The sequence below is a fragment of the Pseudomonas syringae group sp. J248-6 genome (assembly GCF_032586995.1).
Classification (GTDB): domain Bacteria; phylum Pseudomonadota; class Gammaproteobacteria; order Pseudomonadales; family Pseudomonadaceae; genus Aquipseudomonas; species Aquipseudomonas amygdali.
Genome location: NZ_JAWHOP010000008.1, coordinates 182646 through 204779, shown reverse-complemented (window position 1 = coordinate 204779; position 22134 = coordinate 182646). Strand labels below are relative to the sequence as shown.

20 protein-coding genes and 1 pseudogene are annotated in these 22134 nt (G+C 57.2%); 11 read left to right on the top strand and 10 right to left on the bottom strand.

The window, feature by feature from the left end; genetic code table 11:
• The first annotated feature begins 2 nt into the window (after positions 1-2).
• Entirely contained in the window at positions 3-1235 is a 1233-nt protein-coding gene (gene glcF, locus RYC17_RS13395; protein WP_316903345.1) for a glycolate oxidase subunit GlcF, read from the top strand.
• 35 nt (positions 1236-1270) lie between these two features.
• On the top strand, positions 1271-1678 hold the full coding sequence (locus tag RYC17_RS13390; RefSeq protein ID WP_002554153.1) for a heme-binding protein: 408 nt from the start codon (positions 1271-1273) through the stop codon (positions 1676-1678).
• Positions 1679-1755: 77 nt separating this feature from the next.
• Here RYC17_RS13390 and RYC17_RS13385 read toward each other — a convergent pair whose 3' ends face one another.
• Positions 1756-2727, bottom strand: coding sequence for a WD40 repeat domain-containing protein (locus tag RYC17_RS13385; RefSeq protein WP_058400967.1), 972 nt, complete (start codon positions 2725-2727; stop codon positions 1756-1758).
• Positions 2728-3055: 328 nt separating this feature from the next.
• Entirely contained in the window at positions 3056-4072 is a 1017-nt protein-coding gene (locus RYC17_RS13380) for a LacI family DNA-binding transcriptional regulator (RefSeq protein ID WP_058400966.1), read from the bottom strand.
• Between the two features lie 282 nt (positions 4073-4354).
• Between RYC17_RS13380 and RYC17_RS13375 the strand changes: the two genes are divergently transcribed.
• The 3 genes from RYC17_RS13375 (at position 4355) to csrA (ending at position 7043) form a co-directional block, all read left to right on the top strand.
• Positions 4355-4843 (top strand): gluconokinase, encoded by a 489-nt coding sequence (locus RYC17_RS13375; RefSeq protein ID WP_058400965.1) that lies wholly within the window; start codon positions 4355-4357, stop codon positions 4841-4843.
• Between the two features lie 100 nt (positions 4844-4943).
• Complete coding sequence (locus RYC17_RS13370; protein WP_055005401.1) at positions 4944-6296, top strand: GntP family permease; 1353 nt, start codon at positions 4944-4946, stop codon at positions 6294-6296.
• Between the two features lie 558 nt (positions 6297-6854).
• A complete protein-coding gene (gene csrA / locus RYC17_RS13365; protein WP_002554157.1) occupies positions 6855-7043 on the top strand; it encodes a carbon storage regulator CsrA in 189 nt (62 codons plus the stop codon).
• Positions 7044-7158: 115 nt separating this feature from the next.
• On the opposite strand, the gene RYC17_RS13360 is transcribed toward csrA, so the two are convergent.
• From RYC17_RS13360 to RYC17_RS13350, 3 genes are all read right to left on the bottom strand, one after another.
• Complete coding sequence (locus RYC17_RS13360; protein ID WP_219169517.1) at positions 7159-8559, bottom strand: lysine N(6)-hydroxylase/L-ornithine N(5)-oxygenase family protein; 1401 nt, start codon at positions 8557-8559, stop codon at positions 7159-7161.
• 659 nt (positions 8560-9218) lie between these two features.
• Positions 9219-9479: a DUF1652 domain-containing protein gene (locus RYC17_RS13355; RefSeq protein ID WP_058400963.1), complete on the bottom strand. Its 261-nt coding sequence runs from the start codon at positions 9477-9479 to the stop codon at positions 9219-9221.
• 458 nt (positions 9480-9937) lie between these two features.
• Positions 9938-10420 (bottom strand): GNAT family N-acetyltransferase, encoded by a 483-nt coding sequence (locus tag RYC17_RS13350; RefSeq protein ID WP_057403549.1) that lies wholly within the window; start codon positions 10418-10420, stop codon positions 9938-9940.
• A 363-nt stretch (positions 10421-10783) separates the two neighbouring features.
• Here RYC17_RS13350 and RYC17_RS13345 point away from each other — a divergent pair, with 363 nt between their 5' ends.
• The 3 genes from RYC17_RS13345 (at position 10784) to RYC17_RS13335 (ending at position 14451) form a co-directional block, all read left to right on the top strand.
• Positions 10784-11728 (top strand): alpha/beta hydrolase, encoded by a 945-nt coding sequence (locus RYC17_RS13345; RefSeq protein ID WP_058400962.1) that lies wholly within the window; start codon positions 10784-10786, stop codon positions 11726-11728.
• 54 nt (positions 11729-11782) lie between these two features.
• Positions 11783-12220, top strand: coding sequence for a GNAT family acetyltransferase (locus tag RYC17_RS13340; protein WP_122259443.1), 438 nt, complete (start codon positions 11783-11785; stop codon positions 12218-12220).
• Between the two features lie 110 nt (positions 12221-12330).
• Positions 12331-14451: a TonB-dependent siderophore receptor gene (locus tag RYC17_RS13335; RefSeq protein WP_122259444.1), complete on the top strand. Its 2121-nt coding sequence runs from the start codon at positions 12331-12333 to the stop codon at positions 14449-14451.
• A gap of 58 nt (positions 14452-14509) precedes the next feature.
• On the opposite strand, the gene RYC17_RS13330 is transcribed toward RYC17_RS13335, so the two are convergent.
• The gene (locus RYC17_RS13330) at positions 14510-15031 is read right to left on the bottom strand and encodes a DUF3237 domain-containing protein (RefSeq protein ID WP_058409079.1); all 522 of its coding nucleotides are present in this window, start codon (positions 15029-15031) and stop codon (positions 14510-14512) included.
• 224 nt (positions 15032-15255) lie between these two features.
• Here RYC17_RS13330 and RYC17_RS13325 point away from each other — a divergent pair, with 224 nt between their 5' ends.
• The 3 genes from RYC17_RS13325 to RYC17_RS13315 all read left to right on the top strand — a co-directional run bounded on the left by RYC17_RS13325 (position 15256) and on the right by RYC17_RS13315 (position 18268).
• Positions 15256-15885 (top strand): TetR/AcrR family transcriptional regulator, encoded by a 630-nt coding sequence (locus tag RYC17_RS13325; protein WP_058400958.1) that lies wholly within the window; start codon positions 15256-15258, stop codon positions 15883-15885.
• A gap of 185 nt (positions 15886-16070) precedes the next feature.
• A complete protein-coding gene (locus tag RYC17_RS13320) occupies positions 16071-17699 on the top strand; it encodes a methyl-accepting chemotaxis protein (RefSeq protein ID WP_316903341.1) in 1629 nt (542 codons plus the stop codon).
• Positions 17700-17839: 140 nt separating this feature from the next.
• Positions 17840-18268 carry a nuclear transport factor 2 family protein gene (locus tag RYC17_RS13315; RefSeq protein WP_316903339.1) on the top strand — a complete coding sequence of 143 codons (429 nt, stop codon included), beginning with the start codon at positions 17840-17842 and terminating at the stop codon, positions 18266-18268.
• 27 nt (positions 18269-18295) lie between these two features.
• On the opposite strand, the gene RYC17_RS13310 is transcribed toward RYC17_RS13315, so the two are convergent.
• The 4 genes and pseudogenes from RYC17_RS13310 to RYC17_RS13300 form a co-directional block, all read right to left on the bottom strand.
• Complete coding sequence (locus RYC17_RS13310) at positions 18296-19177, bottom strand: CAP domain-containing protein (protein WP_244394494.1); 882 nt, start codon at positions 19175-19177, stop codon at positions 18296-18298.
• Between the two features lie 138 nt (positions 19178-19315).
• Entirely contained in the window at positions 19316-20179 is an 864-nt protein-coding gene (locus tag RYC17_RS26935; RefSeq protein WP_407719293.1) for a methyl-accepting chemotaxis protein, read from the bottom strand.
• Positions 20174-20956 (bottom strand): annotated as a pseudogene (locus RYC17_RS26930) (MCP four helix bundle domain-containing protein); the annotation flags it as partial. The pseudogene RYC17_RS26930 and the gene RYC17_RS26935, both read right to left, overlap by 6 nt.
• 183 nt (positions 20957-21139) lie before the next feature.
• On the bottom strand, positions 21140-21865 hold the full coding sequence (locus RYC17_RS13300; protein WP_316903334.1) for a GNAT family N-acetyltransferase: 726 nt from the start codon (positions 21863-21865) through the stop codon (positions 21140-21142).
• Positions 21866-22134 lie beyond the last annotated feature (269 nt).

Sequence of the window (22134 nt, the reverse complement as noted above, 5' to 3'; positions counted from 1 at the left end):
GCATGCAGACCACATTGAGTGAACACGCCAGAACCCTGCCCCGCGCCGAAGAGGCCGAACGCATCCTGCGCAGTTGCGTGCATTGCGGTTTCTGCAACGCGACCTGCCCGACCTATCAACTGTTGGGTGATGAGCTGGACGGCCCGCGCGGCAGAATCTACCTGATCAAACAGGTGCTCGAAGGCCAGCAAGTCACCGAAAAAACCCGCTTGCACCTGGACCGCTGCCTGAGCTGCCGCAACTGCGAGACCACCTGCCCGTCCGGTGTGGATTATCACAATCTGCTGGACATCGGCCGTGCAGCGGTTGAGGCCCTGGTGCCCCGCCCGCTTGGCCAGCGGTTGCTGCGCGAAGGCCTGCGCCAGGTAATTCCCAATGCCGGATTGTTCCGTTTGCTGACCGGAATGGGCATGAAGTTCAGGCCCTTGTTGCCGCAGACACTGGCAATCAAACTGCCTGCAACAGTCCATCCTGCCGGGCTTCGGCCGACCACTCGTCATGCACGTCAGGCGCTGCTGCTTGAAGGTTGCGTGCAGCCAGGTCTGTCACCTAATACCAACGCTGCCACGGCACGGGTGCTTGATCGTCTGGGCATCGGTATTACTGCAGTCGGCAACGCCGGATGCTGCGGCGCCGTGGATTACCATCTGAATGCACAGGAGGCAGGTCTGGACCGGGCGCGGCGCAACATCGACGCCTGGTGGCCCGCGCTCGAAGGCGGTGCCGAAGCCCTCATCCAGACGGCCAGCGGTTGCGGTGCATTCGTCAAGGACTACGGTCATTTGCTGCGCCACGACCCCGCCTATGCAGACAAGGCCGAGCGCATCAGTGCGTGCACAAAGGATCTGGTCGAAGTGCTGCGTGACGAGCCGCTGGAAACCCTCGGCATCAAGGTCGACACGCGACTGGCGTTCCACTGCCCATGTACCTTGCAGCACGCACAGAAACTCGGTGGTGAAGTGGAACGCGTGCTGACTCGTCTAGGCTTCAACCTGACCCAAGTGCCGGACGGCCATTTATGCTGCGGCTCGGCCGGCACCTATTCAATCACTCAGCCAGCCCTGGCCCGTCAATTGCGCGACAACCGTATGAGCGCGCTGGAAAGCGGCAAGCCTCAGGTCATCGCCACCGCCAATATCGGTTGTCAGACTCACTTGGCCAGCGCCAACCGCACTGCGGTACGGCACTGGATCGAGCTGATTGACGAAGCGCTTGGCACTCCAGAATCTCGCTGAACTCCTATCCAATAACCACTGCTCCGGAGCAACCCATGAAAATCAAAGCCGTCCTTACCCAGACCGAAGTGAGCCTGATGCTCGGTGCCGCACGCGACGAGGCCCAGGCCAATGGCTGGGCTGTGGCCATCGCTGTCGTTGATGACGGCGGCCATCTGCTGGCGTTCGAGCGACTGGACGACGCGTCGCCGATCAGCAGCTATATCTCGATCGAAAAAGCCCGTACCTCGGCACTCGGCAAACGTGAGTCCAAAGGTTACGAAGAAATGGTCAATGGCGGGCGTACGGCATTTCTCAGCGCCCCGCTGCTGACCTCGCTGGAAGGCGGCGTGCCGGTCATCGTTGACGGCCAGGTGATTGGCGCGGTGGGTGTCTCCGGCGTCAAGGCCGAGCAGGATGCGCAAGTGGCCAAGGCCGGCATCGCGGCGCTGAATGCCGACTGACAGTGCAGGCCCCCGATGACAAAGACAACCGGCCACTGCGCCTGCGTCATCGGCCGTGGCAGGTTTGACGGGAGCAACTACAGCCTGTAGATCGAAATCCAGCTCATGTCCGGGTGGGAGGAGTAGATATAGGTACCGGTCCTGTTGAGTACCGCGCCGCCCACCGAAGGAAAGTAGGCGATACAGGTGGCGATTCCCTTCACAGTGTCGATCCGGTAGACGTCGTAATTGCAGGTGTAGATCGCATATACATAGCGCTCATCCGGCGTGACGCCTATGACTTTTACCGGATAGCCCTGGGTACCTATCTTCTCCCGATAAAACATTTTGTTGGTGGCGGCATCGATAATGTAGACCTCGTCGATTCCGCCCACATACAGCCAGGCGCCATCGGAACTGAAGGCCATCGACCGCGGATCGGAAAAGCCGGGAATATCATGCTGCAGGTAATCCACCTTGCTGATCGCAAGGACATCGGTGGGTGCCGTCCGGTCGACCAGCATCGTCGCGTAAAACCGGTCATTCAGGGGGCTGATCCCGAGGGCCAGCGACGCATTGGTCAGGGCACCCAGATCAAACTCGTTTTCGACCGTGTAGTTCTCGGTCTCGATCAGGCGGATAAGCCCGCCAAGCGCATTCTGAAAGGACAGGCAGATAAACCGGCCATCCGGGCTGCACAGGATGCGGTTGACGTTGGCAGCCGGAAGTATCCTGATGACCTCGCGCAAGCGCGTGTCCACCACGTAGCACCTCTTCTGACCAATGGTGTAAAGCCGTTTCCCATCGGGGCTCAGGGTAATCGCACCCGCGCCTGCCCGCTTGATACTGCCAACCACGCTTGCACTGGCGATGTCGACCACGCTGACTTCGCGGCCACTCTCATGAGCGACATACAGCGTAGTTTCATCGGGACTGATAACGATCTCAGCGGGTACAAAGCCCAGCGGGATGATGCCGGTCAACCAGGCGATGTCCAGAGGGACTTCTGAACCGACCGGGTCTGCAATGTGAGTCAGAGCTCTAACGTTTTGAGATGCTTTTTTTTGCATTTCTCTCACCCTTCAATAGGTCTTGTAAGACCGCCAGGACGGGGAATAGATAAGAAGATATATCCCCGTCATCCAACGATGCGGCCAAGACACTTATGCCGCTCCGATCCAAAAACGTAGGGTCATTGAATACTCAACACGAGGGGATGGGTACTGTCAGAAATAACAGTCCGGACGCGCCGAAACCGTTCGAATGAGGGTATCGGCAGGGTTGCAGGACAGGGCCGTCGGGCACTCCAGCCCGGCGGCGGGAAAGCCCGTAGCGCAACGACCACTGGTCAGCGTGATGGCCCGGGGGAAAGCATGCAGGGCTGGCCTTAAGAAAGACTCAGGAGCTTTCCCGTACCACCAGCTCAAACCCCAGATCCACCTGCGGATGCTGCGTGACACCGTCGAGCAAGCCCAGCAGCAGCTGTGCCGCGCGCTGCCCGACTTCCTCCCTGGGCGTACGTATCGAGGTCAGGCGCGGCACCATGTGGGCAGAACCGGGCAGGTCGTTGAAGCCCACCAGCGATACGCGTTCGGGAATGGCGACGCCCAGACGCAAAGCCTCAAGGGCCGCGCCCTGCGCGAGGTCGTCATTGCAGAAGAAAACCCCGTCGACATCCGGATGTTGCTCCAGCAGGCGGGCAAACAACTCACCACCCAGGCCAATCGAGGACGACTGAGGCGTCGAGACCTGCAGCTCGGGGTCGAACAGCCCGGCTTCCTCCAGCACCTGGCGAAACCCTGCCCCGCGCTGCAATACGCGAGGGTCGAGCTGAGCGGCCATGTAAGCCAGTCGACGGCGACCACGGCCCAACAGATGGCGTGCGGCTTCGGCCCCCGCCTGCTGTTGCGAGAAGCCAACGCAATAGGTACCCAGTCGAGTATCGAGTTCCATCATGTGTACGCAAGGTACGCCGCTGGTTTCAAGCATCTGGCGCGACGCTGCGGTGTGGTCGAAACCGGTCAGCAGAATACCCCGCGGACGATTGACCAGATGGTTGCGCAGCAGTTTCTCTTCCTCGTCGGGCGAGTAGTGATAGTTGCCGATCACCACGTCCAGACCGCGGATACGCAACACCTCCTGAATGGCCTCCAGCGTCTCGATAAACAACTGGTTGGAAAGCGAAGGCACCAGCACCACGACGGTCTGGCTGCAGGAAGAGGCCAGCGCCCTGGCTGCAGGATTGGCGACATAGCCCAGGGTCTGTGCCGCAGCGCGGACCTTTTCCGCCAGCTCCGGCGCAACGGTGGTAACGCCGCGCAGCGCCCGGGAGGCCGTGATCGGCGACACGGCGGCAAGCCTCGCCACCTCATTGAGCGTAGGGCGACCAGTAGAGCGGGAACCAATGCGGATCATGCGTTGCCAACTAACATAGGGGTTGCCAAATGTGTCGAATGCCCCATAAGGTAGCGCTGTCTCATGGAAGGTGACAATGCTTTATCGCTGGTTTCACATGGGCCACCCGGTCAGGGTCGCCGCGGAGAACAGCCTCCAATGCTTATTGATGAGCCCAAAACAACGACAAAAACTGGAACAGCCCGGGCTGAGCCTGATGTCCACCGGACAAAGACAGCGCTGTCTCCAGATGAGGTGCCTACTGTGACAACTGCGAATACTGCTATTTCCGCCCTTGTGGTAATGGGTGTTTCTGGCTGCGGCAAAAGCGCCGTCGGTGCCGAGATCGCCCGCAACAGCGGCGGTCGCCTGATCGAAGGCGATGCGTTCCACCCCCCGGCAAATATCGAAAAGATGAGCGCCGGAACCCCTCTCAACGATGAAGACCGCGCCGGCTGGCTGACCCGCCTGGGCGAAGAGATGGCTGCTGCCCTGGCAAACGGCGAGCACCCTGTGCTGACCTGCTCCTCGCTCAAGCTTATCTATCGCCAGCGTCTGCGCGATGCCGTGCCTGGCCTGGGCTTTGTTTTTCTGGAACTCAGCAAGGAACTTGCCGCCGAACGTTGCTCGCACCGGCCGGGGCATTTCATGCCCGCAAGTCTGGTGGACAGCCAGTTCGCAACCCTTGAGCCGCCCTATGGCGAGCCGCTGACACTGATCGTCGATGCATCGCAGCCTATCGCTGTCATCGGTGAACAAGCCGCAGCATGGTGGAAAGACTCCCACGCCTGATAAAGGCGTGAGCGCAGAAGACAGCGCTGTCTTGCGTACACACGATAAAAACGTCGGCGCTGTTAACAGCTCCTTAAAACAATAAACCGGAGAAACACCCATGTTCGGTATGACCCATGAGACGTTCCTGCTCGTCGATGCGTTGGTGACCATCGTCGGCCTGGTGCTGCTGATCACCACCTTCAAAGTGCACCCTTTCGTCGCGCTGACCCTGGCGGCAGGCTTTCTTGGCCTGACCTCGGGAATGCCGGTTGAAAAAGTCATGAAATCCTTCCAGGACGGCTTCGGTGGCGTGCTGGGCTTCGTCGGTATTATTCTCGGTCTGGGCACCATGCTCGGCAAGCTGATGGCCGACTCGGGCGGCGCAGACCAGATTGCGCAAACCTTGATACGTACCTTCGGCAAGCAGAAAGTGCACTGGGCAATGATGTTCTCGGCCTTTCTGGTAGGCATCCCGCTGTTCTTCGAGATCGGCTTTGTGTTGCTGATCCCGCTGGTGTTCATTGTTGCCCGTCGTACCGGCGTATCCATCGTCAAGATCGGTATCCCGCTGCTGGCAGGCCTGTCAGCGGTGCACGGTCTGGTTCCGCCACATCCGGGGCCGTTGCTGGCCATCGGCATTTTCGGTGCCGACATTGGCAAGACCATTTTTTACGGACTGATCGTTGCACTGCCGACGGCCATCATCGCTGGCCCGATCTTCGGCAACTGGATTTCCAAAAGCATTCCTGGCACGCCTTCAAAGGAACTGATGGACCAGATTGCCAAAGAGTCCAGCACTGAAAACCTGCCAGGCTTCGGCATTACGCTGGTGACCATCCTGCTGCCGGTCTTCCTGATGCTGCTCAAGACCTTTGCCGATGTGGTGTTGCCGGAAAACAACATGTTCCGCATCTGGATGGACCTGATTGGTCACCCGATCAGCGCCCTCCTCGCAGCGCTTTTGCTGGCGTTCTACACCTTTGGTGCAGCGCGTGGCTTTGACCGTACAAAAATCATGAAACTGCTGGACCAGAGCCTGGCACCGGTTGCGGCAATCGTTCTGATCGTGGGTGCAGGCGGTGGCTTCAAGCAAATGCTGGTCGCCAGCGGCGTGGGCGACGTGATCGGACACATGGCTGTGCAGGCTCAGATCAACCCGATCATGCTGGCCTGGCTGGTGGCTGCCGTCATCCGTATTGCAACCGGTTCGGCTACCGTGGCAACCATCACCGGTGCAGGTATCGTGGCACCCGTAGTCGGCCTGATTCCCGGCGTCAACCGCGAGCTGCTGGTGCTGGCAACCGGTGCCGGTTCGTTGATCCTCTCGCACGTCAATGATGCCGGTTTCTGGCTGGTGAAGCAGTACTTCAACATGACGGTTGCCGAAACCTTCAAGACCTGGACGGTGATGGAAACCATCCTGTCGGTGGTCGGCCTGATCTTCATCATGTTGCTGTCGATGGCGCTCTAAGCCCATTACAGGCAGGGCCTTTGCGGGCTATGAAACCCGCGAAGGCCAACGCCTTGCTGTACATCGCATCTCTGCGCCGCAGCGCGCATTCCGAATCTGGCACCCAGTGTCTCTGACAGGGTTAACGCGCCGGAGCGTAGAAGCAACAGTAACCCGGCAGCCCTTTCCTACATCCCCGCTCAACACTTTCAACTGAATTTTCAGAAAGTCCGAGCAATCTCGCAAAGTCATGCCTACGCTAACACTCATGCCGAGATGGGCTTATCCCGCCTCGTCGAGTGAGACGATGACGACCTCAAAGCGTGCAGCGGTTCACGATACTTTTTACATGACGCCAGTAAATACGGGCATTTTCACGTCGAAACGGGCAGAATTGGCGCGCTCGTCGTATCGCAGATGCAAATCTCGATGACAAGAAAATGAACCGAGGGAATTTAATTCACCCATGTGACGTCATAAGACGGATGCATTTGGATGCACTCGGCAACAATCACCACGCAAAGGCAAACGCCAGCCTCTTGAGAGAGGCGTTTTCAAGAGGCCATCAAGGAAAAGATTATGTTGATACTCACTCGCAAAGTAGGCGAAAGCATAAACATCGGTGACGAGATCACTGTCACGATTCTTGGCGTTCAAGGGCTTCAGGTCCGCCTGGGCATCAATGCACCAAAAAATGTTTCAGTGCATCGTGAAGAAATCTACAAACGTATCCAGGCAGAACTGGCTCCAAACCAGGACCCACAATAATTCCTGCAGCACCCCCTTATTCAATGTTGATTTGCCATTTACTGGCAAACAGCCGTACGGCGTCCCTGGGACGCCGTTTTTTATGGTGCTGTTTACCCTTCCCTGTAATCGCTGCCTAAACCGCCTGTATGTGAAGCGCTGCCTGCATGAACAAGTCCAGCCCGGGCACCACGGCAACAGCAGTGGGACAGGACAGCCTGCTGGTGACGGCCTCAACCACTGCTCGGCTTGCGTCATGGTGAAACTGCCAGACACCGTAAATACGTCCATTGAAGGCGGGCTCACTGCCCAGATGCGGATCGACGCCAAGCCCGGCCCCCAGACCAAAAAGATACAGGCCCTTCAGTCGACGCCCCTGCTGGTCCAACGGACAGCCGCAAGCGTCGGATTCAAGACCGCCCTTTGTCTCGCGCAGATGGATGAAGTTGCCTTGGGCATCTCTTAGCGTCGGCAGCACGGGTTGATAGCCAAAGCACTGCACAACCACCGCCGATCCGGCAAGCGCTAGCCGGGCCAGCTCGTGGTCATCAGGTCGCCCACCCAACGTCTGCAGCATCTGCACGCGCACGCCCGTCTTGCCGACACGGCCGCTACACAGCGCCTCGCGTCCAATCTCCTGCGCCCGATAGCGCAAGCCGCCGGAGCGGTTGACCCGACCTGATACCGGACACACATCGTGTTGAGTATCGAAAAGGTAACCAGCCGCCAGTGCCTGTTCGACACTTTCGTAAAACAGCCTGATGCGGCTTCGATGAATAAGCGTCAGTTCCTGCAAACCCGCGAACTCCAGTGCATCTGCCAGATTTTCCAGCATTGAAAAGGCACTGTGTGACCCACCCACAATCGTGATTCGCCCTTTACCGGCCAGCGCGGGACCGAACACTTCGCGTAATTGCACCGCATTCATACGCAGCAACCTGTCGGCGCTTTGAATATTCACATTGCCCGGCAACGCCAGCCCCTGCCCGGAGAGAGCGTCAATCAGGTGTTGAGGGTCCTGACGTCCACCCAGATTGAGTACCAGCGCCCGGCAGCGCACACGTCTTTTGCCGTGCGGACCGTCAACGTACAGGTAGAATGTGTCGCCTTCGCTCACCACCTCTTCAATGGTCGTACCGGACCAGACTTTTACTCCGTAGCGCTGCACGATGTGGTCGAGTACCAGCCTGGCGGCCTCGGCCATGAGCAGACCGGCATCAGACAGCTGCGGCGCGCTTTGCGCCTGCGCGTTGATACGCCAATACGCTGCCGAGTTTTCCAACGGCTCGAATACCTCACGCAACGCCGGATCGCGCAGGCAATCGATGAATACATCGCCCACAGAATTGGCGGTAATCCGATACTCTCCCAGCACGCCTGCTCCGGGCCGGTCGCCTGCATCAATGACGATCAATCCTTTCGCGGCAATTCCAGGCATTGCGCCGGTCTTCAGGGCATTGAACAAAAACCCCATGCCGGCGAGCCCGGCCCCTCCGACGACGCAGCCGCAGGTTGTTTCCATACCGTTATCAAACATGATGATGCTCCATCGTCATTTCATACGTTGGTGCAGCACAGAAGTTCTGGATGATCGAGTGCCTGGCTGATCAGGCGAACCAGCGTCCCTGCACGATTCGAGGCGAAACACATACAACCGAACACCGACAAAGGCTCATTCACCGAAGTGATGAGTCGTCATGAAACAGTGTTTTTTACAGAAAGTTACAACACGTAAAACAGGCGGGATCTTGCAGTAACGGAGTGGGCAACTGCCCAATGCTACCGCCCGTTTTTAAAGGCGGCGTTTTTATCAAGTGGAAAAGCGTGACAATGCGTTACGCATTCAGGAGGCAATCGAATATTTGCAAAGAAACGCAAAAGTGTCAAATAGGCAAAGCGTTGCGCAAACAGTTCAGGGTTGCGCTATAAGCTGATGATTTCACGGCGCTTGTGCTTTTTAAACCCTTGGCGGGCGTACAGTCCAAGGTTGTTAAAAAGTTTCATGAATTTCTCTTATTTTTTTATCGCCCGGCCCTGAAACAGCATGACTCCGGCGCTGTTAAATTGACGAGCGACGGAACGGCGAGTTTTGCCCGGAAAAACTAAAACCCACAACCGCAGAAACGACAAGGCCCCGATCAACACTGATCGAGGCCTTGCTGCGTGATGCCAAGGCATCAGGGGGATGAAGCAGTATCAGGCAGCGCTGTAATGCGCTTGTGACGCCCTGGCTTTTGCCGGCTCTTCACGCAACCCGGCTACCAGCGCAGAGATATCCCGCACGGTCTTGATGCGGCTGAGCGGGAGGCTCGTCTGGCGATGGGTGCGCCCGGACACTGGATCGCTTATTTGCACCGTCATCTGATCGTTGGCAATGGTGCAGGTGCAACGCAACGGCAGAAATGCACGTTCAACGATACTCCTGAGTTCTAACTCAGACAGTCCACTCGTAATCATCTCTTTATCTCCTTATGGGTGTAAGCATGTCCCGACCATGACAAATTTTGACAATTTTTATTGTTGATGACCCTTTTAAAAACGGCCCAGACCAGCCCGCCAATTATCTGTCGTCACTCGCGTTATGCTTAGACGAGTTATACACCTCACGCGCACCTTATAGCAACTTCCACAACCGAATAACCCAACCCCTTTTAACGCCGTTCCTTATTGAAGAATCAGCAGAAAAAACGATTCACCGTAATGATTTCCAGCGTACTACCGCCTGACATGAATCACCGCGCACAAACGTGACACCAGAAAACAGCATAAATACTGACGAACGGTCGACGGCCGGGGCGGAGTTATCTGAAAAATTAACCAGACACTGTTATCGAGTCAATTGAAAAACGGGTTAAAGATAAAAGGCACGCCCGGGCCGATGCAACAATGGCCGGGCGTGCCGCCGCATGAAAAACTTACTGTTCCGAGCCAGACAGGCGCAGATGGATCAGCGCCACTCGTGCGCCTTGTTTATCGCGTTTCTCTTCGATGGCGTAAGGGCGAAACCCCATCCGCGGGTAAAACAGCAATCCGGGGACGTTGTGGTTGTAGCAGGATGCAATCAGCTCAGTCGCTTCGTGCTTGTCAAAGGCGATCCCCATCATGCTGGTGATCATGTAGCGCCCTACCCCTTTGGAGCGGGCCTTCGGAGCGATGATCACGTTACCCAGCGAACAGCGGCCGCGAAATTCGCATTGAGAGAAATTGGCAAACCCGACAACTTCGCCATCCATCTCGATGACGGTCGAGTCGTGACGGGTCTCCAGCGCTGCGCTGAGTTGCTCGGCGGTCAGCGGGTAAGTGGCTCTGGGGAACATGTAGAACAGTTCGTCGGCATTCTGCGGCAGTTCGCAAATCGTGGGGATGTCTTTTTCTTCCAGGGGACGGTGATGGAACATGGGCGGTAACCTCTTGAAGAAATTGAAGAAAGCGCGAGTAAACGTCAAGCTGATCAGCGACTCGGGCGACGACAGGTGACAAAAATACAGCGCCCGCTCCATCACAGCATAATCCCCGGCTATCGAAAAAGGCACCTCAATAACGAATTGTGCTAATGAGCGTCTTTGTTGACACTGCATTCGGACCTTCTGGCGCAACGTATTGAAGCGTAGGGTTTTGCGTGTACATCGCGATTGCTCAGTTTGAAAACGTACCCGCCCCCCCTCTGTGCAATATCCTGTAACCCATGTTTGGCGACTCGTCTTGCAACCCTGACGCAGAACCGGCATTTATTTCACTTTGTTGACTGGAACATGCGTCTTATGCCGATTTCGCCCCTGGCTCGCTTCAAGGCTCGTCCGATCAAATGGGTCTGCATGTTAGCCATCATTATCGGCCTCCCGGTCGGCTGTGCAGTGCTTGAGCACAAGGAGCGCGAGCTGGTGTTTCGCATCGAGCCCGGCACCGCAAGCTGGTACAGCGGTCTGCCCGCCGATGTGCAGGAGATCGAACTCAGCGCACCGTCATTTGGACCATCGCAGAATATCCACGCCTGGTGGTGGCCCGCATCGGACAAGAACGCACCGGCCGTGCTGTACCTGCATGGCTCAAGATGGAACCTGACCGGCCAGCTGTTCCGTATCCAGCAACTCAAGGCGCAGGGCTACTCGATACTGGCAATCGATTATCGAGGCTTCGGGCAGAGCATGGGCCAGTTGCCGTCCGAGAAGTCAGTGTACGAAGATGCACGCATTGCCTGGGCACGCCTGAAACAACTGCAGCCCGATCCGCAGCGCAGGCTGATCTATGGGCACTCGCTGGGCGGCGCAGTTGCGGTGGATCTGGCCGCCGAACTGGGCAATGACGCAGAAAAGGACAACACACCGATTCAGGCCCGCGGGCTGATAATAGAATCTACCTTCACCAACCTGGCCGATGTGGCCACCGCACTGGCCAATACCTCGCTGCCTGTGCGCTGGCTGCTGTCGCAGAAATTCGACTCTCTGGACAAGATTGCAGACATCCACATGCCGGTGCTGATCGTGCACGGCACCGAGGATCGCTACGTACCGGCACGCTTCAGCGAGCAGCTGTTCGAAGCGGCGCAGGAACCCAAGAAACTGATACTGGTGCCTGGCGGTACGCACAACAACAGCATGCAGATCGGCCAGCCCGCCTATAGTCGGGCCATCCGTACGTTGCTCGATACACCCACATCACTGCCCAGGGTCACAACACAGGACCAGCCGGCAAAGAACGCGGGTTAGACATGGCCGGACACGACGCAGTAGTCTCTGGGCTCATCACTCAGGGAGCGCGCAATGAACTGCATTGTCGAGTATTCAGATCCGCATCACCGCCTTGCCGTCATCGAGCTGTGGAAGACAGTCTTCAATGACCCCATGCCGCATAACCGCCCGGAGTTGTCGATCGACAAGAAACTGGCTGTCGGGGACCGGTTGTTTTTCGTCGCAGTCATGGACGGCCGCGTGACCGGGACCATTCTTGCCGGTTACGACGGCCATCGCGGCTGGCTGTATTCGGTTGCGGTTGCCCCGCACCAGCGCGGCAAAGGACTGGGAACAGCACTGGTCGGGCACGCAGAACAGGCTCTTGCGGACCTTGGCTGCGTCAAGATCAACCTGCAGATTCATACGTTCAACGAAAGTGTGCAGGCCTTTTATCAAACACTGGGGTACACGTCCGAGCCCATCATCAGCATGGGCAAGCGGATTGACGCCAACGTCGATACTCATTAATGACCTGAGAGGCCCCTTGTTTGCAGAGCAACGGTCTCAATCATTTATTTACATGAGAATCAGTATCAAATTACAATTATTGCTATTAACGTCCTTGCTGAGCATTTCCCTTGAGCACCTCCTCCCAATGTCCTCGCCGTTCCGGCTCTTTTTTGCTGTCCGCACTTTCACTGGCGATGTGCGCCAGCGGCGCAGTGCATGCTGCTGAAACCGCAACCTTGCCTGCCACCCAGGTATCCGCCGCCGCTACCGAAGGCCGGGAAGGCTACAGCGCAGAAAGCACCAGCACCGCGAGCAAGAGTGATGTGCCGCTCAAGGAGGAGGCACAGTCGGTCAATGTGGTAACACCGCAGACCATCGCCGACTACAACGTGCGCTCGCTGGACGATGCGATGAAGTTTGTCAGCGGCGTCAGCCAGGGCAACACGCTGGGCAACACCAAGGACTCGGTGATCAAGCGTGGCTTCGGTACCAACGACGACGGCTCGGTCCTGCGCGATGGCGTACGCTCGGTGGTATCGAAAAACTTCGGCGCCACCACCGAACGCGTTGAAGTACTCAAAGGCCCGGCATCGCTGCTGTACGGCGCGATGGAGCCGGGTGGCGTGATCAACGTGATCAGCAAACAACCGCAATATGTGCAAAGCACCACGCTCAGTGGCTCGACCTACAGTGAAGGCGGTGGCAGTTTCGGCATCGACACCACCGGCCCGCTGGGCGATTCCGGGCTGGCCTACCGACTGGTGGCGGAACGCCAGAGCGAGGACTATTGGCGTAACTATGGCGTCGACCAGCACACCCTGATCGCGCCCTCTTTGTCCTGGACCGGAGAGCGCGCCAGCCTGACGCTTGCCTACGAATACAACGATTACATCAGCCCGTTCGACCGCGGCACGGTGTTCACGGGTGGTCATCCGGCCGATATCAGCTATGACAAGCGGCTCGACGAAAAATGGTCAAATACCGTGGGCATCAGCGAAACGGCAACCGCGCGCTTCGAGTATCAGCTTAGTGATGACTGGAAAACCCGTCTGACCTACGGCTGGAACAACGACCGCTACAGCCTCTCGATTGCCCAGCCAAGCACATTGTCCAGCAGCGGTGTGCTGCGTCGTCAGGCCAATGGCGGCCACTATGATTATGAAACGCGTTATGCCAGCTGGGACTTCATCGGCAAGCAAGAGATTCTTGGCCAGCAACATGATCTGTTGATCGGTGCCGAGCAGGAAGACTCCGACAAGTATCGCGGCAAGACCTACCGCAACACGGCTCAAAACGGCTTCAATATCTTTTCGCCGGTGTATGGCAGCCTGGCCGAGCCCAGTGTGGTCAGCGCGGCGAACAGCAACCTGAGCAATCAACTGACCTCATCTTCCCTGTACCTCAAGGATAACTGGAACCTGAACGACCGCTGGATCCTGGTCCTGGGTGGTCGCTATCAGCATTATGACCAGTACATCAAACAAGGCCTTGGTGCTGGCCGAGTCACCAATCTGGACAAGAATGACGATGTATTTCTGCCAATGGCCGGTCTGGTATTCAAGGTCAATGAAGACCTTTCGCTGTACGGCAACTACAGCCGTTCGTTCGTGCCCAACGACGATGTGAACGATGACGGCACGACCTTCGACCCGGAAGAAGGCCGTAGTTACGAAGTCGGTGCCAAATATGCACTGGCACCGGCGCTTAACCTCAACCTCGCGGTGTTCGACATCGAGAAGAAAAACGTCGTCACCCCCACTGGCGTGACCGGCGTCAGCGAAGCAGCTGGCAAGGTCGGCTCACAAGGTGTGGAGCTGGATGTGACCGGGCGCATAGCCGAGCGCTGGGACATGATCGGCACCTACGCCTACACCCATACCGAAGTGCTCGATGACCCAAGCAACAAGGGCAATCGTTTGAGTCAGGCGCCAAAGCACACTGCCAGCCTGTACCTAACCCACCACCTGCAGATCCCGTCCGGTCTGGGCGACTGGCATGCGGGCGGCGGCGCGCGTTACGTCGGCGAGCGCGCTGGCGATGATGCCAATACCTTCTATATGAGCAGCTACGCCGTAGCCGATGCGTTTCTACGCTGGGACGTGCCGATGGCCGGCTACAAGACGCGCCTGCAATTGAACGTCGATAACCTGTTCGACAAGCAGTACTACCCGTCCAGTACCGGCAGCCAGTTGCAAGTCAACGTTGGCGAGCCGCGCACCGCGCGCCTGAGCGCCAGCGTCACCTTTTAAGTAGTTGCAACGGGGCAGGCCTGAAAAGGCCTGCTCCACGCCCAACCAAACGGATGAATCAGGACTTCATCCGGTAAAAACTGATCAGCGTTTCATTGCCTTGAATGTATTCGGTCTTGCCAATGAAGGCGCTCTTTTCCAGCCATTCATTGGGCCCAAGGGAAACCTTGAAGCGCGGCGTGCACGTGCATTGGTAATGGCCGTCACTGATCGGCCAGACCCCATTCTGCAGCTCCTGCTGACCCACTTCGTCCATGAGCAGGACACCCCGGCTTTCAACGCTGATCAATTCACCCAATTGCGTGACCAGGGTGAAACAAGTGTCCACAAAGGCAAGCTCGGATGACAATTCAACCTGCATACAGCTACCGCCAGCCAGCACCGAGCCACTGAAATATTCGGCATGGAACTCACCGCCCAGAATCCTGCTGTTGCTACGCAGTCCATCGCTGCATATGCCCATAAGCACAGGAACGTCGGTCTTCAGAATGACGGTCAGCACTTTCTCAAGCTGAGGCGCCACTGCTGCATTACCACGAAAAGAGCGTTTGACGGGTTTCTTGAAATCGATGACGTTCATGGACCTGTTCACTCCATCGTTGAATCAATTCGGGCAATGGATGGCTGGGTCCAGCCATCGGATTTGCAAAATATAGAGCGCCTCGATCCGTCGGCATTTATCTGCGCTGCCTTTTCCAGTAAGCTCCTTGGAACCGGCTGAAATCGTACCGAACGGTTCAGTTCCAGTCTAGAGAATTTTGCATTTACTGTACTACCCGGTTCACTAAGGGATTGAGGATATAAATGAAGGTGCGTACTGAAGCACGCCGCGAAGCCATCATCGATGCCGCAGCAAGCGTCTTCCTTGAAATGGGCTACGAACGTGCGTCGATGAATGAAGTCACCAAACGGATGGGCGGCTCCAAAGCAACGATCTACAGTTACTTCCCCTCCAAGGAGGAACTGTTCATCGCCGTGGTCAACAGGGTTGCAACCGCTCATCTTGCCGAGGCCGTTTCAGAACTGGCGATCTCTGTCGACAAGGACCCCGATACAGAATTAGACCTGCGAACGTTGTTCACGCGCTTCGGCGAGCGAATGCTCATGGTACTCATCAATGATGACAGCGCGTTGGCGGTGTACCGCATGGTAGTAGCCGAATCCGGGCACTCCGACATCGGTACTATGTTCTATGACTCAGGCCCCAGGGAGTTCCTGCAGACAGTGACGACGCTGATGAATGCGGCCATGCAACGTGGCCAGCTACGTACCACTGACCCACATATCGCAGCGCTGCAACTCACCTCGCTGCTGACCGCGGAAACCGATATTCGCCTCTATCAGCAAGCACCCGCGCGCTTGAGCGTCGAGCAGATTCAGAGCATGGTCAAACGAGCAGTCGATACCTTCATGCTGGGCATGGAAAAGCGTTGAGTAACCGGGCTGCGGCAGGCAGCCCTTTTTAAATGTTGGTTAAAATGTAAAAACGCTGGTGCATGACATATTTACTTACCATTTAGCCGGATAACCTGATTCACAACTCGATCTCTGACCCGTACGGGTCGTAAAGAAAAACCGAAGACAGGCGATAGCCTATTGCCCACTTCGGAGAAACAATAATGATCCTGCGAAAACTTAATCTTGCACCGCGTTCGGCTTTATGTTTTGGTATTTTTTGCCTGATGATCGTTGCACTGGGGCTGCTGGCCCTGCGTCAGGCAGCACTTCTCAACACAGCAGAAAAATTTCTCGAAACCAACGTGCTGCCCAGCGTAAAACTGCTCGGTTCTCTGGACAAAGAGTTTGTGAGCATCAGGGGCAACAACGCCCGACTTCGTAACCCCCTTGAGCCGCAGGATCGCAGGACCAAGGCACTTAGCGATATTCAGCAGTCCCGCTCGGTGATTGCCGGCCTTTCGGACTCTCTCAGCAAACTGATCGTTACCCCTCAAGGGCGTCAGGCGTTCGACGAGCTCGGCAAAGCTAACGCCGACTATCAAACAGCCCAGGATCGCTACCTGGCCTCTGTTGCAGCGGGCAATCTGGAAGGGGCAGTTGCCATTTCCAATGGCGACATGAAAGTTGCGGCGGATCAGGTCGAAAACACGCTGAAAAAACTCATAGGCATCAACGACAGCAAAGCGGAAAAAGCGGGTGATCAAGCCGAATCTGCTTATCAGCAAACCTTGTTGATGGTGAGTATTTTTATCGCGGTCGGCGTGATTACTACCCTGCTGCTGGCCTGGATGTATACCCGCAGCCTGACCCAGCCAATCGGTGAGTCGCTGAACATTGCGCAACGCATTGCGGCCAATGACCTGAGCAAAGACATTCCACAAAACGGCAGTGATGAAGCGGCCAGACTGATCGCCGCATTGGCGTTGATGCAAGCCAACCTGCGCAGCGCCCTGACCCTGATCGGCGACTCTTCCACCCAACTGGCCGCCACTTCCGAAGAAATGCACGCTGTCACCGAAGATGCGTCGCGCACCATTCAGCGCCAGAGCAACGAGATCGAGATGGCAGCTACGGCCGTCAACCAGATGAGCGCCGCGGTAGAGGAAGTCGCCAGCAACGCCGCATCGGCATCGGAAGTGACGTCTCAATCGAGCACCGCAGCCATGGCCGGACGTGCGCAGGTCGATGAGACTGTCACGGCGATCAACCTGATGGTCTCCAAAGTGCAGATCACCTCAACCGAGGTGCAGGGCCTGGCGGTCATGGCAACGGACATCAGCAAGGTGCTGGATGTGATCCGCGCCATCGCCGAACAAACCAACCTGCTGGCACTCAACGCTGCGATCGAGGCAGCCCGTGCAGGCGAAGCCGGGCGAGGTTTTGCCGTGGTCGCGGACGAAGTACGCGCATTGGCGCACCGCACCCAGCAATCGACCCGCGAAATCGAACAGATGGTCGGCTCGATCCAGACCGGCACCGGTAACGCTGTTACCTCCATGGAGCAGACCAGCGTTCAGGCACACAAGACCCTGGAGATGGCCAATGGTGCCGGCAAGGCGCTGCTCGAAATTACCGAATCCATCAGCCAGATCAACGAACGCAATCTGATGATCGCTACGGCTGCCGAAGAACAGGCCCAGGTCGCTCGTGAAGTCGACAGGAGCCTGGTCAGCATTCGTGACCTGTCCAGTCAGACGTCCGAGGGTTCCAATCAGACCGCCATCGCCACTGCCGAGTTGTCGACGCTGGCGTCAGGCCTGAACCGTCTCACCAAACAGTTCCGCGTTTAAGCGCTATCGCCGGGAAGCGCGCTTCCCGGCATCTCCCCTTGTCGAATGGCCTGCCCTGATCTAAGTTGTACGACGACAGATGAATTAATCATCTGCGCGGGCTTCGCTCACATTCAATAATGACAAGAAAAGGGATGAACATGAAAAAGCTGACACTGCTAATGGCGTTTCTGTGCCTGTTTACCGGTTACGCCGCAGCGGCAACTTCAGACGAGAGTGATGTTGCCGAGGCGGTAGACAAGCTCACGCAAGCCATGTGGCACAAGGACATAAAGCAACTCAATGCGCTGACCGCCGACAACCTCACGTATGGACACTCCAGCGGCAACATTCAGGACAAGAAAGCATTCATCGCAGACATCGAAACCGGCAAGAGCGCCTTTAACGACCTGAAGATGCTCAATCAGAAAATCATCCTTTCCGGCGACACCGCCCTGGTACGCAATCATTTCTCGGCGCAGGCAGTGAACAGCGGCAAGGTTGTGCCGACCGAAATCGAGAACTTCCAGATCTGGCAAAAGCAGAATGGCCAATGGCTGCTCATCGGCCGTCAGGCATTCCGCTTTTAACGCATCGCTCCAAGGCCGCGGCAGGCGCTACTGCTGCGTGCCGAACATAGCCGTCCAGTAAATCCCTGCGTCACTTTTCGGGTCCATCGCGTAGGCTGCTCCCAGCTCGCGGAAATCAGGGCTCATCAGATTGGCGCAGTGGCCCGGGCTCAACAGCCAGCCGTCCACTACTTTGCGTGCACTGTCCTGGCCTGCGGCAATGTTCTCACCGACCTGCTGGCCTATATAGCCAGCAAGCTCGGCCCGATCGCCAGGCGTACGGCCGTCGCGATCCTTGTGGTCAAAGAAGTTCTGATTGGCCATCGCCTGCGAATGACGTTGTGCGGCAGTGCCCAGAACGAGGTTCCAGACCAGTGGCGTGGTAGCAGCGAAGGATTGCGTACCGCACTGGCGCGCCTGGGTACGGGCGTTATTGACCATTTCCAGAATCTTTTGCCCTTCTGCCTGCCAATCGCCAAGACGCGAAGCCACCAGCGAGCGTGCCAGGACAATGCGCCAGTCTCGCCCTTGCCGGCTAACCCCGATGTCGACGAATTGCGGGTCCAGCACTACCCGGCAGAAACTCTCCAGCACCGCTTTAAGTGCCGAGTCAGCGTCATTGGGGCCGGACAGACTGATCGCCTGCACGGTCACCATTGGATAGGAGGCACGCGTCAGCGCCTGTTGCAGGTCCAGATTGCCACTGGCGGGCAGCACCAGACGTGCATCGCTGGTCAGTGGCGGCAGTTCCATGGATACCTGCTCGCCACAGCGTTGTGCCTGACCGCGATAGGCGTTGATGGATTCGACCAGTTGCGTTTCGTCGCTGGCCAGCGCAGCACTGGCAAAGATTCCAGAGCACAGCACGGCCACAAATGATAACGATACTCTCGGGAGCGACAGGCGCAGGGTGTTGAAAATGACAGGCATGAAAAGTCTCTCTCGGGCTGAGTCCGCCTATGATGCGCGAAATGACCCGGTCAGGCGCAACGCCTTTTTCATGCCAGTGCGGAATTTAGCCACCGAAAAGGCAAAGACGTGCGCCAGAGAGTACCGTGTTGAAACAACTCAAAGCTTGAAGTTGGCGACCAGCGAATTGAACGAGGTGGCCAGTCGAGACAGTTCCTGGCTCGAAGCGCTGGTCTGGTTGGCACCTGCGGCGCTCTGGGTCGAAAGGTCCTGAATGTTGATCAGGTTGCGGTCCACCTCGCGGGCGACCTGGGCCTGCTCTTCGGAAGCGGAAGCAATGACCAGGTTACGCTCATTGATGGTCGCCACACCCAGGGTGATTTTTTCCAGCGCGGCACCGGCGCGCAGCGCCAGCTCCTGAGTATTGGTGGCCAGTGACAGGCTCTTGCCCATCGCCGCAACGGCACCATCGGCCCCGGACTGCACGGTGCTGATCATGCCTTCGATTTCCACTGTCGAGGCCTGGGTACGGTGCGCCAGGGCACGAACCTCATCAGCCACCACCGCAAAACCACGACCCTGTTCGCCGGCACGCGCGGCTTCGATGGCGGCATTCAAGGCCAGCAGGTTGGTCTGTTCGGCAATACTGCGAATCACGTCCAGCACCTTGCTGATTTCCCGCACGTGCCCGGCCAGTTCTGACACAGCGCCAGTGGACTCGGTAATCTCGTGCACCATGGTGGTGATGCCCTTGACCGTGTGATCCACCTGACCACGACCATCGACTGCATCATCGGTTGCAGCCTTCGACGCTTCGGAGGTCGACACGGCATTACGCGCCACTTCTTCAACCGCAGCAGTCATCTGATTCACAGCAGTCGCAGCCTGCTGGATTTCGTCGTTCTGGCGAGTCAGTCCGCGGGTGCTTTCATCGGTAACCGCACTCAATTCTTCGGCAGCAGAGGCTAACTGGTCCGAAGCACTGGCAATTTGTTGAATGGTATTTTTCAGACCGGTCTGCATGTCGGACAGCGCGTCCAGCAGCTGCCCAGCCTCATCGCCACGGTCAGAAACAATCGGCTGGGTCAGGTCGCCACCGGCAATGCGCTGAGCACTTGCCACCGCGACCGCCAACGGCCGGGTAATCATGCGGGTGATCAACAGTCCAAGCATGATTGCTACCAGGAAGGCGATGGCCACGCCGATTTCCAGCATCATCACCGAAGAGTTCCGCAGACTGGCAGCGGCCGCAGCACCCTCTTTGATCTGACGGTTGTTGGAATCAATCATGGTACGCAAATAGCTACGCACCTTGGTAAAGCCTTCCGAGGACAGTGTGTTCAGTCGGGTGCGGGCAGCGTCGTTATCACCGGCCCTTATCAGGTCGACGACCTGCTGGGCTCCGGCAACGTAGCCCGGCATCATCAGCTCAAACTGGTCACCGGCGGCACGCTCGTCATCTTCCAGAGGCGTGGCACGGTAAGTCGCAAACACTTTCTGCGCGCGAGCCAGATCTTCGCTCAACGCCTGACGAACACGTTCCCTGTCGGCTTCAGGGACACCGCCATCCTGCGCATCCAGCAAACGGTACAGTCCACGGTTGTGTGCGGTGAGGCTGGTCAGCGTTTCATTGGTGTTGCTGACAGAAACAAGGTTGTTGGAAAAAGTAAGCTCAAGCGCGTTGCCCAAGCGGGTAACCCCGACCATGCCCAGGCCACCAACGGCCAGTGTGATCAGAGCACAGAAAATGAATGCCGAAAGAAGCTTGGTCGAAAACTTGGACTGACGCAGGAAATTCATGGGGCTTACCTGTTGCTGAATGAGGGGCGACATCCGTGCCTGAGAGTGACCAAATAGTCGTGATGTCATAATGACTTCACTCCATTTGGATCGTTCCAACGCACTCCCCACTTTTTGATAGATAGCGCTTGTGCAACTACTTCCGTCTATCAATACAGGTCTGCCTGCGCGACACGCTGGCTGTCAGTGCAGCCTTGACGCTTGCGCAACACCTTCCGGCACGCCAGGGTTTTCAAGACGCTGCTCGGCGAACGCCCTGGCATCCCGGGTCATACGGTCGAGATGACGGTCACGCTGCTTCTCTGCATCGACCATCGCTCTCTTGCCGTGCTGTTTGAGCAGGTACGCATGAATCTGACGCACTTCCACCGAGCTGTAGATCGGAGCGATGTCCATGACCGCAAGCAGGCCATCCGTTCCATGATCCAGGGTGTTCATGATGACCTGCGGGCCGCGTGCGCCCAGGACCTGGAAGCCCAGCGCTTCGAAATACGCCACTTTGCCCACCACGCAATACAGTTCTGCGTGCGGGTAGCGGCCGACCATCTTATTCAGCATCGAGCGTGCAATGCCCTGGCGACGATGGCTTTCGCGCACCGCCATATAGGCCACGGCACAAGCCTGTGGATCATCCTGCACGGGCAGGTACAGCAAAAACCCCAATACGGCTTCCGGGTCCTCATCGTCCAGCGCGACGATCAGTTCGACCGCCAGGTTTTGCGAGCCGTCCATGGCATTCAGGTAGAGATGCACCTCATACCCCACGCCATACTGATAAAGGTTGTACAGCGGATTGCTCGGCGAAATGGCTACCATGCTGATGTCGGTCACGTAGTCCACGACCATCTGCTGGATCTGGCTACGGATGAACTCCGGTGGCGGGGTTTGTAGCAACATGATGGTGGGCATGAGACGAGGGGCTCCATTAAACGCGGCGTGGCTGCACAAGGTGTGGCCACATGATAGCGCGTCAACGCTTTCAAAACCGATAATGTCACTTTGCCGCAGGATAACTTAGTTGTAACTTATACGACGACCTCAGAAGACAATATCAAAAAGCCAGCAATCTTGAATGTCACATTATTTATTTAGTTGCACGATCGTTCCACAATGGGGCGCAAGCACTGTATTAATGACGAGCTTTCAAAATGATAATGATTACTATTAACCCCGAATGG

What these genes read in the sequence shown, in the direction of transcription:
- glcF (WP_316903345.1), top strand. Translation starts at nt 3, where the DNA reads ATGCAGACCACATTGAGTGAACACGCCAGAACCCTGCCCCGCGCCGAA.
- RYC17_RS13390 (WP_002554153.1), top strand. Translation starts at nt 1,271, where the DNA reads ATGAAAATCAAAGCCGTCCTTACCCAGACCGAAGTGAGCCTGATGCTC.
- RYC17_RS13385 (WP_058400967.1), bottom strand. Translation starts at nt 2,727, where the DNA reads ATGCAAAAAAAAGCATCTCAAAACGTTAGAGCTCTGACTCACATTGCA.
- RYC17_RS13380 (WP_058400966.1), bottom strand. Translation starts at nt 4,072, where the DNA reads ATGATCCGCATTGGTTCCCGCTCTACTGGTCGCCCTACGCTCAATGAG.
- RYC17_RS13375 (WP_058400965.1), top strand. Translation starts at nt 4,355, where the DNA reads ATGGGTGTTTCTGGCTGCGGCAAAAGCGCCGTCGGTGCCGAGATCGCC.
- RYC17_RS13370 (WP_055005401.1), top strand. Translation starts at nt 4,944, where the DNA reads ATGTTCGGTATGACCCATGAGACGTTCCTGCTCGTCGATGCGTTGGTG.
- csrA (WP_002554157.1), top strand. Translation starts at nt 6,855, where the DNA reads ATGTTGATACTCACTCGCAAAGTAGGCGAAAGCATAAACATCGGTGAC.
- RYC17_RS13360 (WP_219169517.1), bottom strand. Translation starts at nt 8,559, where the DNA reads ATGTTTGATAACGGTATGGAAACAACCTGCGGCTGCGTCGTCGGAGGG.
- RYC17_RS13355 (WP_058400963.1), bottom strand. Translation starts at nt 9,479, where the DNA reads ATGATTACGAGTGGACTGTCTGAGTTAGAACTCAGGAGTATCGTTGAA.
- RYC17_RS13350 (WP_057403549.1), bottom strand. Translation starts at nt 10,420, where the DNA reads ATGTTCCATCACCGTCCCCTGGAAGAAAAAGACATCCCCACGATTTGC.
- RYC17_RS13345 (WP_058400962.1), top strand. Translation starts at nt 10,784, where the DNA reads ATGCCGATTTCGCCCCTGGCTCGCTTCAAGGCTCGTCCGATCAAATGG.
- RYC17_RS13340 (WP_122259443.1), top strand. Translation starts at nt 11,783, where the DNA reads ATGAACTGCATTGTCGAGTATTCAGATCCGCATCACCGCCTTGCCGTC.
- RYC17_RS13330 (WP_058409079.1), bottom strand. Translation starts at nt 15,031, where the DNA reads ATGAACGTCATCGATTTCAAGAAACCCGTCAAACGCTCTTTTCGTGGT.
- RYC17_RS13325 (WP_058400958.1), top strand. Translation starts at nt 15,256, where the DNA reads ATGAAGGTGCGTACTGAAGCACGCCGCGAAGCCATCATCGATGCCGCA.
- RYC17_RS13320 (WP_316903341.1), top strand. Translation starts at nt 16,071, where the DNA reads ATGATCCTGCGAAAACTTAATCTTGCACCGCGTTCGGCTTTATGTTTT.
- RYC17_RS13315 (WP_316903339.1), top strand. Translation starts at nt 17,840, where the DNA reads ATGAAAAAGCTGACACTGCTAATGGCGTTTCTGTGCCTGTTTACCGGT.
- RYC17_RS13310 (WP_244394494.1), bottom strand. Translation starts at nt 19,177, where the DNA reads ATGCCTGTCATTTTCAACACCCTGCGCCTGTCGCTCCCGAGAGTATCG.
- RYC17_RS26935 (WP_407719293.1), bottom strand. Translation starts at nt 20,179, where the DNA reads ATGCAGACCGGTCTGAAAAATACCATTCAACAAATTGCCAGTGCTTCG.
- RYC17_RS13300 (WP_316903334.1), bottom strand. Translation starts at nt 21,865, where the DNA reads ATGCCCACCATCATGTTGCTACAAACCCCGCCACCGGAGTTCATCCGT.